Origin of the sequence: Bradyrhizobium sp. 33ap4 (genome assembly GCF_032654765.1) — a bacterium.
GTDB lineage: Bacteria > Pseudomonadota > Alphaproteobacteria > Rhizobiales > Xanthobacteraceae > Bradyrhizobium > Bradyrhizobium australafricanum.
On record NZ_JAUMTJ010000007.1, the window covers coordinates 56,017 to 71,322 of the forward strand.

Annotated in this window: 12 protein-coding genes; 9 read left to right on the forward strand and 3 right to left on the reverse strand. The window is 63.8% G+C overall.

Features of this window, described 5'->3' with window-relative positions; translation table 11 throughout:
• Nucleotides 1–85: 85 nt before the first annotated feature.
• On the reverse strand, nucleotides 86–1,255 hold the full coding sequence (locus tag Q2M23_RS07475; protein ID WP_316395157.1) for a hypothetical protein: 1,170 nt from the start codon (nucleotides 1,253–1,255) through the stop codon (nucleotides 86–88).
• Between the two features lie 298 nt (nucleotides 1,256–1,553).
• Between Q2M23_RS07475 and Q2M23_RS07480 the strand changes: the two genes are divergently transcribed.
• On the forward strand, nucleotides 1,554–2,912 hold the full coding sequence (locus Q2M23_RS07480; RefSeq protein ID WP_316395159.1) for an MFS transporter: 1,359 nt from the start codon (nucleotides 1,554–1,556) through the stop codon (nucleotides 2,910–2,912).
• A gap of 47 nt (nucleotides 2,913–2,959) precedes the next feature.
• Here Q2M23_RS07480 and Q2M23_RS07485 read toward each other — a convergent pair whose 3' ends face one another.
• Nucleotides 2,960–3,862, reverse strand: coding sequence for a LysR family transcriptional regulator (locus tag Q2M23_RS07485; RefSeq protein WP_316395161.1), 903 nt, complete (start codon nucleotides 3,860–3,862; stop codon nucleotides 2,960–2,962).
• A gap of 94 nt (nucleotides 3,863–3,956) precedes the next feature.
• Between Q2M23_RS07485 and Q2M23_RS07490 the strand changes: the two genes are divergently transcribed.
• From Q2M23_RS07490 to Q2M23_RS07520, 7 genes are all read left to right on the forward strand, one after another.
• Complete coding sequence (locus Q2M23_RS07490) at nucleotides 3,957–4,658, forward strand: haloacid dehalogenase type II (protein ID WP_076824592.1); 702 nt, start codon at nucleotides 3,957–3,959, stop codon at nucleotides 4,656–4,658.
• On the forward strand, nucleotides 4,645–5,883 hold the full coding sequence (locus tag Q2M23_RS07495; RefSeq protein ID WP_168856598.1) for a CaiB/BaiF CoA transferase family protein: 1,239 nt from the start codon (nucleotides 4,645–4,647) through the stop codon (nucleotides 5,881–5,883). Before Q2M23_RS07490 ends, Q2M23_RS07495 begins: the two co-directional genes overlap by 14 nt.
• Before the next feature lie 190 nt (nucleotides 5,884–6,073).
• The gene (locus Q2M23_RS07500) at nucleotides 6,074–7,909 is read left to right on the forward strand and encodes a DUF1963 domain-containing protein (protein ID WP_316395163.1); all 1,836 of its coding nucleotides are present in this window, start codon (nucleotides 6,074–6,076) and stop codon (nucleotides 7,907–7,909) included.
• A 189-nt stretch (nucleotides 7,910–8,098) separates the two neighbouring features.
• Nucleotides 8,099–8,656, forward strand: a complete 558-nt coding sequence (locus Q2M23_RS07505) for a hypothetical protein (RefSeq protein ID WP_316395165.1) — start codon at nucleotides 8,099–8,101, stop codon at nucleotides 8,654–8,656.
• A gap of 279 nt (nucleotides 8,657–8,935) precedes the next feature.
• Nucleotides 8,936–9,748, forward strand: a complete 813-nt coding sequence (locus Q2M23_RS07510) for a pentapeptide repeat-containing protein (protein WP_316395167.1) — start codon at nucleotides 8,936–8,938, stop codon at nucleotides 9,746–9,748.
• 120 nt (nucleotides 9,749–9,868) lie between these two features.
• Complete coding sequence (locus Q2M23_RS07515; protein ID WP_176937234.1) at nucleotides 9,869–10,339, forward strand: aminoacyl-tRNA deacylase; 471 nt, start codon at nucleotides 9,869–9,871, stop codon at nucleotides 10,337–10,339.
• 250 nt (nucleotides 10,340–10,589) lie between these two features.
• A complete protein-coding gene (locus Q2M23_RS07520; protein ID WP_057015376.1) occupies nucleotides 10,590–11,009 on the forward strand; it encodes a CBS domain-containing protein in 420 nt (139 codons plus the stop codon).
• A gap of 191 nt (nucleotides 11,010–11,200) precedes the next feature.
• Here Q2M23_RS07520 and Q2M23_RS07525 read toward each other — a convergent pair whose 3' ends face one another.
• The gene (locus tag Q2M23_RS07525; RefSeq protein WP_316395171.1) at nucleotides 11,201–13,009 is read right to left on the reverse strand and encodes an NAD(P)/FAD-dependent oxidoreductase; all 1,809 of its coding nucleotides are present in this window, start codon (nucleotides 13,007–13,009) and stop codon (nucleotides 11,201–11,203) included.
• A gap of 284 nt (nucleotides 13,010–13,293) precedes the next feature.
• Between Q2M23_RS07525 and Q2M23_RS07530 the strand changes: the two genes are divergently transcribed.
• On the forward strand, nucleotides 13,294–15,237 hold the full coding sequence (locus Q2M23_RS07530; RefSeq protein WP_316395172.1) for a sigma-54-dependent Fis family transcriptional regulator: 1,944 nt from the start codon (nucleotides 13,294–13,296) through the stop codon (nucleotides 15,235–15,237).
• The last annotated feature ends 69 nt before the right edge of the window (nucleotides 15,238–15,306 follow it).

The window sequence follows — 15,306 nt, forward strand, 5'->3', positions numbered from 1 at the left end:
ATGATGATCGCATCGCGGTCGTGGTGTGCGCGATGGGGTCTCATACGACATCGGCGTGCCCTTGCAGGCACGCCGATGAGCCCGATCATGAGTGTTGGTGTGGCGCCGGACGCGGCCTCGCAGCAGGATGCGGCCGTGGCGCCGGTCGTGACACATGCGGCGGCGCGGGCCGATGCACAACCGCTTGCGCGACGCGCGGTGCCGGTGGATGCGCGACCGCGCGTGGCTGCGGCGGTGCACGCTGCACGAGCTGCGGTCTTGACGCCGGCGGAGCGACGTGCGGCGCGGGTGCGGGATGTGCGCCGGTGCCGGGGAGAGCATGCGCAGTCGGCAAGGCGTGTCCCGGCGGTAAGGCGTGTGCCGGCGGCAAAGCGTTCCCCGTCGGTAGAGCGTGTCCGGCCGGCGAAGCATTTGCTGTCGGCAGGGCATGTCCTGGCGGCGGAGCATTCCCCGTCGGGAGAGCATGTCCCGTTGGCAAGGCGTGTGCGGCCGTGGGTTGCGCATGTCGGGGCGGCGGCGCCGCGATCGGCTTGCCCGGGCGCGCGGCCACCACGCCGGCGCCGCTGAACCGTGCTGCGTGCGCGGTCGCGGCGACCGCCGGATGACCATGGTTGTTGGCGAGCGTCAGCGCCGGATTCTTCATCGCCGCCTCCGCGTGTCGCGTCTGCTCGCCGGTCGCGGCCATGTGGTGCCCGCTCTGGGCCGCGAGCTGCTGCGGCGTCGGCTTCACCGTGGTGCCGCCGGTGCCGCCGTTGTAGCTGACGTTGGTCGTGTTGTTGACGACGGTCTTGTTGTAGACGTTGGTGACCGAGACGTTCGAGATGTTGTTGACGGAGCTGTTGTAGAAGAAGCTGCCGCCGCGCCAGTAGCCGCCCTCATAGCCGACGCCGGTGTAGCCGAAGCCATAAGAGATGCCGCCGTAGAAGCCGACGGTCGCGCCCCAATATCCGGCGTGGAAGGCGTAGGCGCCGTCGCTCCAGCCCCAATAGCCGGGGGTCCACAGCAATTCGGGCGCAGGCGGAAGCACCCATGTGCCGGGCACCCAGTAGTAACCGGTGTCGTCGTTCCATGCCCAATAGCCCGGAGTCCAGATGTAGCCGGGCGCGGGGATCGGCGGCTGGACATAGACCGGCAATGGCGGCGGCGCCGCATTGACGGTGATGCCGATGGCAAGCTGCCCGCGTGCTGGCGCGAGCGGTGAGAGACAGCAGAGGCTGAGAGCCAAGGCGAAAGGCAGTCCGGCGATGCGGCGCATGGCACATACTCCAATCTTCTTCCCCCAGCGTTGGAGTCGAATAGTGGCGGCGAGATGAACCCGTTGTGAATGTTTGTGCTGACACCGTGATTTCGAGGTCGCGCGACGGCGGGATCGTTAACGACGGCGAATGCAAGTCAGCTCGGTGTCAGGATGGAACGCGACGGTGCGGTCGCGTCAGCTTCATCACTGCGCCAAATAGTCGAATTTTCGATTTGAATTGGACGACGACCCCCTGCGCGTCATCAATCGGTGCCCGGAGCATCCGGCTGCCAAAGGCCGGGCAGGGAGGTTTGGCATGGCGCGATCCGCCGACATCGACATCAACGCGGGCGCGCGCCTCGACAGGCTACCGATCTGCGGATTCCACTGGCGCATCCTGGCCCTGATCGGCGCCGGCATGTTCCTCGACGCGTTCGATATCTATCTGGCCGGCGGCGTGCTGGGCGCCGTGCTCAAGGAAGGCTGGTCGACGCTCGAGCTCAACGCCGCATTCGTCTCCGCGACCTTCGTCGGGATGACGATCGGCGCGTGGTGCTCCGGCATCCTCGGCGATCGGTTCGGCCGCCGCTTCTCCTATCAGATGAACCTCGCGATCTTTGGCCTCGCCTCGATCGCCGCGGCCTTCGCGCCGAACATGATGGTCCTGATCGGCCTGCGTTTCATCATCGGCATTGGCCTCGGCGCAGAGATCGTGGTCGGCTACGCGACGTTGACGGAATTCGTGCCGGCTTCGTCGCGTGGGCGGTGGATCGGGCTGCTGGCCGTGATCACCAATTTCTCGCTGTTCGTCTCGTCGATGGTCGGCCTGTGGGTGATCCCGACGCTTGGATGGCGCTACATGTTCGGCCTTGTCGGTTGCCTTGCGATGGTCGTCTGGATTCTGCGCAAGTCGATGCCGGAATCGCCGCGCTGGCTCGCCGCCAACGGACGCGCCGATGAAGCCGAGAAGATCCTGTCGGCGATCGAAGTCGAGGCCGCGCGCAAGGCGACACTGCCTGCCGTCGCTGCCCGCGCGCCGGTGCAGGAGTCTCCCGGCGCGGTCTGGCGTCTGTTCCAGCCGCCGTATCTCGCGCGCACGCTGCTCGGCAGCCTGTTGCACATCGTCGTCGGCTTCAGCCTCTACGGGTTCATCGGCTGGCTGCCGACCTTCATGGTCAAGGGCGGCCACAGCGTGGTTTCCTCGCTGGGCTACACCACGGTGATGGCGCTGGGCGGCCCGGTCGGATCGCTGATCGGGCTCGTGCTGGCGGACCGGCTCGGACGCAGGCTGTCGATCGTCTGTTCGTCGATTGCGGCAGCGGCGCTCGGTATCGCCTATCCATACATGCCGGATGGTGTTGCGCTCGCGGGTGTGGGCTTCCTGCTGATCACGGCGATCTACGTGATGCTGGCGACCGGGTTCGCGATGCACGTCCCCGAACTGTTTCCGACGCGGTATCGGCTTCGCGGCACGGCGATCTGCGCCACATCCGGACGCATCGCGACCGCGCTGGTTCAATACGTCGTGGTTGCGATCTTCGCCTGGCAGGGGCTGACCGGCGTGCTGACGACCCTGGCCGGCATCCTCGTCTTCCAGGCCGTGGTCTTCCTCGTGTTCGGTTTCGAGACCAAGGGGCGCTCTTTAGAGGACGCATCGGCCGTCACGGACGCCTAGGCAGCACGTCAATCGCCCATGGCGCGGAGGCCGGCGGACCTCGGCGCCTAGTTCAGGTCGGAGCACGCCGCCCTGATCCGGTCGCGGAGCCAGCCGTTCGCGTTGCTCTGATCGTATCTGCGGTGCCAGTACAACATCCAGTCAAACGGCGCGGATTCGAACGGCAGTTCCTCCATCCTCAGATCATCGTCCATCAGCACGGTCGCGAGGTGCCTCGGCATCACCGCGAGCAGATCGGTCTTCTTCAAGACATGGGGCACGACCAGCCAATGCGGCACGTTCAGGGCGATGCGTCTTCGATGGCCGCGTTCGGCGAGCACGTCGTCGACGAAGCGAAGATCGGTCGGGCTCATCGAGACCTTCATGTGCTCCCGCGCGATGAAGCGCTCAAAAGTCAGCCGTGCGCGCTTGATCTGGTGTCCGCGTCGCATCAGGCAGACCATGCGGTCGCGGAGCAGCGTCTCGGAACGGATCGATGCGGAATGCTCGAGCCCCATGCTCACCGCGACGTCGATCTCGTCCCGCTCGAGCGCATCGATCGTCAGGGCGGGCGGCAGATGGATCGTGTTGTAGGAGATACGCCCCTCCGGCGGCCGCGCTGCGGCGAGCCGCGGCAGCAGCAGGCACGCGAGAATGTCCGACATCCTGATCGTGAAGGTGCGTTCGGTCCGGTCTGGATCGAAGCCGGCGTCGCTCGCCATCACGCGCTCGACCTGACGCAGAACCTGGCGCAGCGGCTCCGCCAGTTCGGTGGCGCGGGGCGTCGGCTTCATCCCGGTTGTGGTCCGCACTAGGAGTTCGTCCTTGAACATCGCGCGCAGCCGGTTAAGCGCATTGCTCATCGCGGGTTGGCTGAGGCCGACCCGGTCTGCCGCCTTGGTGACGTGACGCTCGGTCAGCAATGCGTCCAGCGCGACGAGCAGATTGAGGTCGATGGATCGAAGGTTCATTCATCATTCATATCGTGAATGACGAGAGACAACAAATCCATTTCATCCATGATGGCGCAGCGCGTATCAATCGATCAGGACCAAGGAGGCACCAATGAGCTTTGAGACGATCAAGCGCGACGTGAAGATCTGCATGTTCGACCAGTACGGCACGGTCGTCGACATGCAGGGCGGCCTGACCAGGATCGCGGCGCCGTTCCTCGAGAAGAAGGGCTGGAAGGGCGATCCGAATTCCTTCGTCACGTGGTGGCGTCGCACGCATTTCGAGAACTCGATGATCGATGCGCTGCTGCATCGCGAGCACACGCCCTATCGCGAGATCGGGCACCGCGCGGTTGCCCACGTCATGGACCGCGCGAAGATCGACTATACGATGGACGATGTGCGCTACCTCGTGGGCGAGATCGAGAAGCTGTTGCCGTTTCCAGAGGTGCCGGACGCACTCGCGCGGCTGCAACGCAAGTACAAGCTCGTCGTGCTCTCGAACGGCGATCCGGACATGCTCGAGACCGCGAAGCAGTACCACAAGGTCCCGTTCGATCGCGTGATCTCGGTGGCCGAAGCCAATTCGTTCAAGCCGCATGTCGCGACCTATACGAAAGCGGCCGAGATCATGGGCGTGAAGCCGGCGCAGGTGCTGTTCGTGGCCAATCATGCCTTCGACTGCATCGGCGCCAAGTCCGCCGGCATGCGGACGGCCTTCATCGATCGGCGCAGCCGCCCGTTCGGCATCACGCCGCATCAGCCCGATATCCTGGTGCCGTCGATGAAGGACCTCGCCGATGCGATCGTCTGATCGCGAGCCGCTGTCGGGCATCAGGGTCCTCGACCTCTGCCGGGTGGTCTCTGGCCCGTTTGCCACGATGCAGCTCGGCGATCTCGGCGCCGACATCGTCAAGATCGAGGATCCGCGACAGGGCGACGAGAGCCGCCGCTACGGGCCGCCGTTCATCGGCGGCGAGAGTGCGTATTTCCTGTCGGTGAACCGCAACAAGCGAAGTTGCGCCATCGATCTGAAGTCGCCGGCCGGGCGCGACGCGGTGCTCGATCTTGCATCCGTCGCCGATGTCGTCATCGAGAACTTCCGCCCCGGTACCCTGGACAAATGGGGGCTCGGCTTCGACGCGCTGCGCGGCCGCAAGGCCGACATCATCCTGTGCAGCATCTCGGGATTCGGTCGCACCGGCGCCGACGCCGCGCGCCCCGGCTACGATCTGATCCTACAGGGCGAATCCGGCGTGATGGACATCACCGGCGATCCGGACGGACCGCCGACCAAGGTCGGCACGTCGATCGCGGACCTCGTCACGGGCCTTTATGCGTCGCATTCGGTGTTGGCCGCGCTGATGCGCAAGAGCCGCACCGGCGAGGGCGGCCGGGTCGACGTCTCCATGCTCGACGCCATGGCATCGCTGCTGACGTTCAACGCCGGCATGTACTTCGCCTCGGGACAAAGCCCGAAGCGCCGCGGCAATGTCCATCCGACCATCAGCCCGTATGAACCGTTCGAGGCGAGTGACGGCTGGATTAATGTCGGGGTCGCGAACGACAAGTTCTGGGCGGCGTTTTGCGGCGTCGTCGGCCGTCCGGAGCTGCGCGAGGACATCCGCTTCGCAACCGCTCCGAAGCGTGCGGCGAGCCGCAACGAGCTCGTCGCGATCCTTTCGCCGATTTTTGCCCGGCGAAGTCGCGCCGACTGGCTGCAGGCGCTCGGCGCGGCGGGCATTCCGTGCGGCGCGATCAAGTCGGTCGGCGAGGTCTGCGAAACGCCGCAGCTCACGCAGCGGGGAATGGTCCAGACCATCAGCCATCCGGCGGCGGGAGATGTTAAGTTCATCGCGAGGCCGACGCGGTTCGGCGACGAACCGCCGCCACCTTCCACGCCGCCGCCGATGCTCGGCGAACACACAGGCGAGGTATTTGCGGAATGGCTCGGCTGGAGCGACGATCGGCTCGAGAGGTCAGCGGTCGATGGCGCGTTCGGCGACTTTGGACGGACGTTCGTGCGATCGTCGATGTGAGCGGCGCCGCTGCGGTCGCGCCGCGCCGCCCAACGTGCGGCGAAATGGCGCGTAGCACAGTCCTGGCCTTTACCTGATCAAGCGCGCCCGTCCGCGGGAATTAAGAACTCGCTTTCCAAGATACAGAATTTGGATGGCGCAATCCTGAATCGACGCCAATATTCTGGCCCAGGTTGAGGAGCGGCGCGCGATGAAGGACTTTATTGCCAAGTTCCTAACGTACAATCTGGAGATGCTTGCCAAGGCCTCGGATGAGGACCCGGCCGCGCATGACCAGAATGCAGTCTGGCTGCGCGCTGCGATTCCGGCTTGTCCGGCGGCAGCCGAGATCGGTTGGATCGGCGGCAATCCAGAACTTCCTGATCCCTTCCAATGGCCCAGCAGGGACGGCCAGCCGTATCAGTTTCTTTGCCAGATCAATTGCGCGTCCTTGCCGCCCAGCCTGTGGGGCGGCGTCGGTCAGAGGACGGGATGGCTGGCATTTTTCGCAGCCGTTTCCGGCCGTATCGACGTGAAGGTCATCCATCAACCGACGCTCGGACCGCAACGTCGCAACGAACGCGCCTGGCAGAAGAGCGCCACGGGTCTGTATTGGGTCGATGACAAGTATGACGGGCTGCTGGCACCGCCGCCCAGATGGCCGCTCGACTTCGTGCATCCCGTCGACGGCGAAAGCTGCGTTCCAAACCGGCTGCGGCGCAATCCTTCTGCCGATGCAGTTTTCGCCATCGCATCGTGGGAGCTTCAGCCGATCGATTGGAGAACGCTCGAACTGCTCGTGCAGGAGGCGCTTGCCCAATCGAGGGCGTGGGCGGCGCGTCTGACCGACGCGGCGCGGCAGCAGGAAGCGCGGCTCAAGCCGCCGCGCAAGGAGCTGGTGACTGCGTTCGAGCAACTCGCTGAAACAGCGGAACGGCTGCGCGAGGCGTTGGCACGTTCCGAAGCGGAGCAGCCATTCTCGTTGCAAAGCTGGCTGTCCCACGCCGAACTGGTCCTGCGCATCAGGGAGCTGCACGACGAGATCACCTTGCAGCGTGGCGGCAGCTTCGTTGCGGCGCTCGACAAGTCGGAAATCGAGCTCGCCAATGGCGAGGGTTTTCTGGCGCCGATCTGGGTGAAATCGAAAGCGCCTCTGTTTCCGCCCGATACCGAGCAAGGGCGCAGATATGCCGGGCTGGTTCGGCTCATTCAGGACCTTGAACGAGATATTCAGGCCGACGTACGGATGCCGTCGCCCGACAGGGGCGTTTCAGCCGATCTCGCCGGCTGGCTGGAATACAGGGAGAAGTTTCCGCAGGACTGGGAAGCCTATGCGGCGCGGGTTCGCGGGATTCGCAAACTGTACTACGCGTTCTGGATCGACAACGCCGCGGCGCTCGAGACGACGATGGCGCATGGTCGCGGGCTGCCGCCGCCCGAAAGCTGGGCAGACGCCCGCGGGCGCGCGGAGAGCGAGCGCGACTGGGCGCATGAGCAATTGCGCAGGTTCGGAACGGCCGAGGCAAGCGAGGGCCAGAGGCCCGCCATCGCACGGAGCAGGCAGCAGAAGGCCGAGGCGCTCGTCGCAGAGCTGGAAGCGGTCATGCGCAGGATCCGCAATCGCCAGAGCGAGGCCGCGTTCGTGCCCGACGAGTGGACCGCGCTCTATCGGCTGCTCGATGAGCGTGCGGCCGATCAGGCGCTGCCGGAGTTTTGGTCGACGGGGTACAGGGTGTTGCGCTCCGAAATCGCCAAGCAGCTTTACGCCGACGATCCCGATGCAGTGATCCCGGCGGCCCGGCATCCGCTTGAGACCGACTGGGCGTTCGACGCCGAGCAAGCCACGCTCCAGATCGGCGGCGCCCCGCGCGGCTGGTGCGCGGACTTTATCGAAAACAAGCCGAACTCGGTCATGCTGCTGCAATTTCAGAGCAACAATCTCACGCATTTCAGATGCGGCGACGTCAGCGACCTCGTCGTCTCGATCTCCCGCTCCGATCTTGAACGGTACGACTTCAGACATGTGCGGGTGGATGTATCGAATTGACAGATCCGCCGCAAAGGCGGTTGCCGGTGGCAGCCGAATGATCAGCGAAGCGAAAGACGGCCAATATCCAATTGCTGGCTGCGCAAAGGTGTCCTTTTGAAACGGCCTGTCATTCTTGCCGTCATGGCCATTGCATTGGCGTGGCTGTTGGTCCGATGCAGTACGCCGTAGGCATCTTTGCGCTACCGGATGACCATCGAGGTCGAAACCCCCGGCGGGTTGAAGTCCGGCTCTTCAGTGATGGAACTGCGCCTTGAGCGGGAATTCCTGATCCCGATGCCGGGCGCCGGTGGTTCCGACTGGGGTGGTGGCTTCACCATGCACGGCGAAGCCCCATTTGTGGATCTTGGCGACGGAAAGGTTCTGTTCGCGACGAACTACGATCGAAATTACAGCTATCTGAGCAGCATGACGCATATCGTCGTCCAGGTTCTCGGTTATCGCGAGCTGGCGCCGCCACTTCCGTCCGGCGACAACGCGAGAACCATGAGCGCGGCTGTCAAAGCCAAGCCATCCGGCGTCCTGCGCCCGAAGGACTATCCGACGCTGGTGACGTTCACCGACACGAGCAAGCCTAAATCCGTTGTCGTGGTCTCGTCCGACAATCTCGCCGCCGCCTTCGGGGCGGGCTACCGGCTCGGCCGAATGACGGTTCAAGTTGTCGAGCAGAATGCGCCGCTCACCGCTACTCTCGCGGCCCGTTTTCCGGCGCTTGTTGACGAGCGCGGCCGGCTGATCCTGCGTTAACTGGCTCGGTGGTGCATCGCGAGGTGTTGGCGGCGTCCCGTCAATCGGGATCAGGCCTCGGGTTGAGCCGGCGGCATGAAGGTACCCGACCATATATATTCCGCGCCTGGCTTGGTCCGCCTCGTCCTGCTCCGGCTGAGACGGTCACTGGCATTGCCAGGATCGATATCCGGTTTCATACTCTGGCACAGGCCGGAGCCGGCCAGCTAACCTGACGGCGCGGCCAACCCGGAGAATACAAGAGACAATACCGGGTTTCTGAGCGGCGGAGAGACGGCGATGTCGTTTCGTCTCGCATTTGCCTTTGTGTCGATAGCGGCGCTGCTGGTTGATTCGACTGACGCCGTGTCGCAGGACATGCTGCGGAGTGTCGACCTCAACAGTCCGGAAATGACGGCGTCGGAGATGACGCGCGCCGAGGTCGATGCGCTCCTCAAGTCGATCCCTCAAGGGGACGGACGCACTGCAGATTTGGATGGAAAGCGACTGTCGCACCTCGATCTCTCGGGCCTCGACTTCTCCGGCGGCAACCTTCATCTCGTAAAGCTCAACCAGACCAATCTGAAAGGCGCCCGCTTCGATCGGGCTATCTTGAACCAGGCCTGGCTGATCGACGCAGACTTGACGGGGGCGTCCCTCGTCAAGGCATCGCTGCTCGGCACGCAGATGCAACGCGCCAAGCTTGGCGGCGCCGACTTGAGCGGCGCTCGGATAACCGCCGATCTTTCCGGTGCCAGCCTGATCGGGGCCAGGCTTGCGGGCGCCGATCTGAGCGCTGATATGCGCAACCAATCGATGGGCCTGATGCGTGGCGTGCTCAAATCCGCCGATCTGCGGAACGCGGATTTAAGCGGCGCCAATCTCTCGCGCGCCGATCTCGAATTTGCGCAACTGCAGAATGCCAATTTCGCGAACTGCAGCCTCCATAGAGCTGACCTTGCGGGAGCCGACCTATCCGACGCCAATGTCGCCGGCGCAGATTTCACCGAGGCCGACCTTGCGTCGGCCCTGTTGCCGAGCGCGGCGGCGCTGGCCGAGGCCCGCAATCTGGACAAGGCCCGGAACTTGAACTTGGCGCGGCGCCCCCGTTAGGGATCGAATTGCAGTGTCCTGCGACAAGACCTATGTTCTGTCTTGAGAACCACGCAGCCGCTCATCGTGCGGCGGGCAGGACCACGGTGGATGGTTGCATGTCGCACCGGAGGTGACGTCATGACCATTTCTCCCAAACTGCACAATTATCTCGCTGCAGAAAACATCGAGTACGACGAAATCCCGCACGTACTGACGATGTCGTCAGCCCTTACCGCCCAGGCTTGTCACGTCTCGGGCGATCGCTTGGCCAAGGCCATTGTGCTGCGCCGCAACGACGGGTACCTGCTCGCCGTGCTGCCGGCATCGCATCACCTCAGGCTGGCGGATCTCAGGGCGAGATTCGGTGACGATATCGCCATGGCCGCTGAAGGCGAGATCGATCGGCTGTTCACGGACTGTGCGCACGGGGCGGTTCCCGCCGCCGGTAGCTGCTACGGGCTCGACGTTATCGTTGATGACAGCATCCGGATGCAGCCCGAGATCTATATCGAAGCCGGCGATCATGAGACGTTGCTTCATCTCGGTCGTGCGCAATTCGCACGCCTGACCGCCGGTTCCCTGCATGGCAGCTTCAGTGCGCACGACTGAGGCGGCGTGACAGCGGGACCATCTATCTGTGCGCCCGGACTGGAGCATGATCCGGAAGGGTGCGAAGCGGCTCTCCCCGAGACAAGGGAGGAACGCGCTTGCGCGGAGATCATGCTCAAGCAAGGGGCTCGAGCGCGATGACGCTTCGACCCGGTTTCATCGTGCCTTAAGGCGCAGCACGCATGCAGTCGCGCCAGCTCTGTTGTATAATTGCGAGCGAGGGGGTGCTGCCTTGGACGGGAGGTCCTCCATGAAAGTCAAGGACGTGATGCACAAGGGCGTCGATTGGGTGAGCCCCGACACGCCAATCACCGAAATCGCGAAATTGATGCAAGGGCACGATATCGGCTGCATTCCGATCGGGCAAGACGATCGTCTGATCGGGATGGTGACGGATCGCGACCTCGTCTGCAAAGGTCTCGCGAGCAAGGACTTCAACTCTGCGCGCACCACAGCGCGGGATGTGATGACCGAAGGCATCCACTGCTGCCGGGAAGACGACGATCTGACGAAAGCTATACATCACATGGAAACGCTGAAGATTCGCAGACTGCCTGTGATCAACAAGAGCAAGCGGATGGTTGGCATGATCAGCCTGGGCGATGTAGGCCACTTTGCCGGTGCCGATCTCTTGTCCCAATGCATGAAGAGCGTGTCGGCTCATCATTGAGGCGAGGCCGGTCTGCGGGAAGCTGGCAGACCGGCCAGTATCGTGGTCAACCGGGAAGGCAACCGGTGCCGGCTGTCTCGCAGGCATCGGCCCGAAGCTGGACGGCGATCGGCACAGTTCGATCTCCATCCGATCTGTCGAGGGGCGGATCGCACGACGATCCGCCCGACACCTCGTTATCGCCCGGTCGATCAACCGAGGTGATGAACCTTTTGCAAGCCGTAGACCGGGGTTGGGATGCCTTCCATCCGCGCCTTCAGTTGCAGCGCCAGATACTGGGAGTAATGCCGCGACTGGTGCAGATTGCCGCCGTGGAACCAAAGTGCCTCCTGCTGGGTCGGCTTCCACATGTTGCGCTGCTCGCCCTCCCACGGGCCGGGGTCCTTGGTGGTATCGGAACCAAGACCCCAGACCTTGCCGACCTTGTCGGCGACGTTCTTCGAGATCAGGTCGGCGGCCCAACCGTTCATCGAGCCATAGCCGGTGGCATAGACGACGAGATCGGCGGTGAGTTCGCTGCCGTCCACGAACCTGACGCCGGTTTCGGTCAGTTCCCGCACCGCAGCGCCCTTGCCGCTCTTGAGCTTGATCGAACCGTCGATCACGAGATCGCAGGCGCCGACGTCGATGTAATAGCCCGAACCGCGGCGCAGGTACTTCATGAACAGGCCGGAGCCGTCGTCGCCCCAATCATGCATGAAGCCGACTTTCTCCAGCGCGGCGTAGAAATCCTTGTCGCGCTCGCGCATCTGCTCGTAGAGCGGGATCTGGAATTCGTGCATGATCTTGTAGGGCAACGAGGCGAAGATCAAATCGGCCTTGCGCGTGGTCATCCCGCTCGCCACCGCCTGCTCCGAATAGAGCGCGCCGAGCCCGATATCCATCAGCGTGTCGGATTTCACGATATGCGTGGACGAGCGCTGCACCATGGTGACGTCGGCGCCACCTTCCCATAGCGCCGCGCAAATATCGTGGGCGGAGTTGTTGGAGCCGATCACCACCACCTTCTTGCCGCGATATTTCTCCGGCCCCGGGTGGGTCGAGGAATGCTGCTGCTCACCCTTGAAGATGTCCTGCCCCTTGTAGGTGGGCCAATTCGCCTTGCCCGACATGCCGGTCGCCAGCACGAGCTGCGTCGGCTTGAGCGTGATCTCCTTGCCGTCGCGCTCGACCACGACGGTCCATTCCCCGGCCTTCTCGTCATACTTGGCCGACTTCGCCGTGGTCGAGCTCCAGTAGTTGAGCTCCATCACCTTCGTGTACATCTCCAGCCAGTCGCCGATCTTGTCCTTCGGCGCGAACACCGGCCAGTTTTTCGGGAAGTCGATATAGGGCAGATGGTCGTACCAGACCGGATCGTGCAGGCAGAGCGACTTGTATCGCTTGCGCCAGGAATCGCCGGCGCGTTCGTTCTTCTCGATGATGATGGTTGGCACGTTCAATTGCCGCAGCCGCGCGCCAAGCGCGATGCCGCCCTGGCCACCGCCGATGATCAGCGCATAGGGTTGTTTTGCATGACCCAGCTCGGTGATTTCCTGGTCACGTTCCTCGCGCCAGCTCTTACGGTCCTTGCCATGGCCGTGCTTGGCGCCGAGCGGACGGGTGGAGCCGGACTTTTCCTCATGTCCCTTGAGCTCGGCCATGGTGGTGAGCAAGGTCCAGATGCGTCCATCCTTCATGCGCAGGTGACCATAGCCGCGCGCGACATCGGTCTCGAATTCGATCCAGCTCTCGATGATGCCGCCGGCCTCGCTCGCGGCTTCGCCATCGGCAATGCGCCATCCCGACGGTTTGCTATCCGCAAGCCGCGCTTGAAGCATGTCGCGGATCTGATCCTTGCCTTCCATGGTTTTGATGTTCCAGGTGAAGGTGACCAGATCGCGCCAGTAGCAATCGGTCTGGAACAGCGCGATCGCGCGTTCGATGTCACCCGACGACAATGCGACGTTGAACTCGTCGAGCAGCGCGGTGATCTTTCCGTCCGGGGCCTTCGTGAGCATGGTTTCATTCTCCCATATGCCGGCGTCGATCGCCTTTGCGTCGTGGGTCCGGCGCGTTTGTTAGCGAGGTCGAATCTTGCCTCGACCACCATGTCAGCAAGCCTCATGCCATTGCGGCGCATCTCGAAAAACGCTCGGCATTTCCTCGCGTTAGCTGTCGGCGCCAGGCCGCCTCACTTGTTGCGTCATGCAACAGGTGTTGCACGCAACAAACTTGATCGGCGGCACAATCCGAGTGACACTCGACGCAACAACGTGCGGGGAAACATCCAGGAGCATCAGCCGTGACGACGGAGCGGGCTGCGCACATCGACGAGCTGGTTCGCGTTGCGGACGGCCAGACCAGCGCGCGTGACGCAATCATCCATCAGTCGTGGGTGCGATGCGTCTCCGAACACAAGCTCGATCCGTTGGTGCTGCGCGACGCTCATATCGTAACGTCCGGGCGGCTGCGCGAGCATCGCGACGCCATGGACGAGTTCCTGCACACGGCGCGCTTCGGCGTCGAGATGCTGTATCGTCAGATCGCCGGACTCGGCTATGTGCTGCTGCTCACCGATGCCAGGGGCATCACGGTGGATTTCATCGGCGACCCGACATTCAACAACACGCTTCGCAGGGCCGGCCTCTATCTCGGCGCCGACTGGAACGAGCCGCATGCCGGCACTTGCGCAGTCGGCACCTGCATCGCGACCGAAGAAGCCCTGACGGTGCATCAGTCCGACCATTTCGACGCCACCCATATTCCGCTGACCTGCACGGCCGCGCCGGTCTTCGATCCCAGCGGCAAGCTCGCTGCGGTCTTAGATATCTCCGCGCTGCGCTCGCCGGAACCGAAGGCCAGCCAGTTCCTGGCGCTGCAACTGGTCAAGTCGTTCGCCCACAAGATCGAGAATGCGAATCTGCTGAACCGTTTCCGGCAGGAATGGATCATCAAGCTGTCCGGCTCCGCGGAATTCGCCGATGTCGATCCGGACTGTGTAATGGCCGTCGATAGCAGCGGCCACATCATCGGTTTCAACAATCGCGCAAGGCAGCTGCTCGCCCGCGAACTGGCCAAGCGTCCGGACCTTCGCCTGCGGGCCGACGGCTTCGGCGTGTCCGACATCTTCGAATGCACCATCGACGATCTGCCGCGCTTCGCCCATTCGCGCCCCACCGGCCAACGCACGCTGCGACTAGCCAACAGCGGCACGACGCTGTTCGCGCAGACCTTGCCGCCCCCGAACAAGCTGGCGGCGCCGGCGTCCTCCCGCAGTGAGTCGGCGCTTCCGGCGCCACTACGGAACCTGTTCCGCGGCGATCCCGCCATGCATCACGTGGTGACGCGCGCCGCCAAGCTCATCAACACCCAGATGGGCTTGCTCATCACCGGCGAAACCGGCACCGGCAAGGAGCACCTGACGAAGGCGCTGCATTCGGTCAGTGCGCGGGCAGGCAGGCCCTTCGTCGCGGTCAACTGCGCCGCGCTGCCGGAAAGCCTGATCGAGAGCGAGCTGTTCGGCCACGAGGCAGGCGCCTTCACCGGAGCGGCGGCCAAGGGCAAGAAGGGTCTCGTGCTCGAAGCCGACGGCGGCACCCTGTTCCTTGACGAGATCGGCGACATGCCGATCTCGTCGCAGACGCGCCTGTTGCGCGTGCTCGCCGAGCGCGAGGTGACACCGGTCGGCCGCACCCGGCCGGTCCCGCTCAATGTCCGCGTCATCGCTGCCACCCATCGCGACCTCGTCACGCTGGTGAAGGCGGGGCAGTTCCGCGAGGATCTCTATTTCCGCCTCAACGGCGCGGTGCTTGCGCTGCCTCCGCTGCGTCAGCGCACCGATATCGAGTGGCTGATCGATCAATCCCTGCATCGGCTTTCGACGGAGCACAAGGCCAACTATGCGCTGACGGCAAGCGCGCGCAGCGCGCTGCTCAAGTACCAATGGCCTGGCAACATCCGCGAGCTGATCAATGCGCTCGATCATGGCTGCGCGCTGTCGAACGACGGCACGATCGATCTTGCCGATCTGCCGGACCGGATCGCTCATCCCCTGGGTCAGGACAGCTCCGGAAAGCCGGCACGTGGCAGAGCGGCGACGTCGTGGCAAGCCGATGCGCTACTTGCGGCGTTGCGCAACAATCGCTGGAACGTCTCGCAGGTGGCGCGCGAACGCGGCGTCGATCGCTCGACCATCCATCGCCAGATTGTCCGCTTCGGCATCACGATGCCGAAAGACCTGACCTGAGTGCGGTCGTTGCCCGCCGTCGCTGACCGCCACCGTCAGATACGACATCCCTGCCGAACAGCGGCGCGA

Bases quoted from the DNA above. Each gene is read 5' to 3' on its own strand.
- Q2M23_RS07500 (WP_316395163.1), top strand. From the start codon at position 6,074: ATGAAGGACTTTATTGCCAAGTTCCTAACGTACAATCTGGAGATGCTT.
- Q2M23_RS07495 (WP_168856598.1), top strand. From the start codon at position 4,645: ATGCGATCGTCTGATCGCGAGCCGCTGTCGGGCATCAGGGTCCTCGAC.
- Q2M23_RS07485 (WP_316395161.1), bottom strand. From the start codon at position 3,862: ATGAACCTTCGATCCATCGACCTCAATCTGCTCGTCGCGCTGGACGCA.
- Q2M23_RS07525 (WP_316395171.1), bottom strand. From the start codon at position 13,009: ATGCTCACGAAGGCCCCGGACGGAAAGATCACCGCGCTGCTCGACGAG.
- Q2M23_RS07480 (WP_316395159.1), top strand. From the start codon at position 1,554: ATGGCGCGATCCGCCGACATCGACATCAACGCGGGCGCGCGCCTCGAC.
- Q2M23_RS07510 (WP_316395167.1), top strand. From the start codon at position 8,936: ATGTCGTTTCGTCTCGCATTTGCCTTTGTGTCGATAGCGGCGCTGCTG.
- Q2M23_RS07515 (WP_176937234.1), top strand. From the start codon at position 9,869: ATGACCATTTCTCCCAAACTGCACAATTATCTCGCTGCAGAAAACATC.
- Q2M23_RS07505 (WP_316395165.1), top strand. From the start codon at position 8,099: ATGACCATCGAGGTCGAAACCCCCGGCGGGTTGAAGTCCGGCTCTTCA.
- Q2M23_RS07520 (WP_057015376.1), top strand. From the start codon at position 10,590: ATGAAAGTCAAGGACGTGATGCACAAGGGCGTCGATTGGGTGAGCCCC.
- Q2M23_RS07490 (WP_076824592.1), top strand. From the start codon at position 3,957: ATGAGCTTTGAGACGATCAAGCGCGACGTGAAGATCTGCATGTTCGAC.
- Q2M23_RS07475 (WP_316395157.1), bottom strand. From the start codon at position 1,255: ATGCGCCGCATCGCCGGACTGCCTTTCGCCTTGGCTCTCAGCCTCTGC.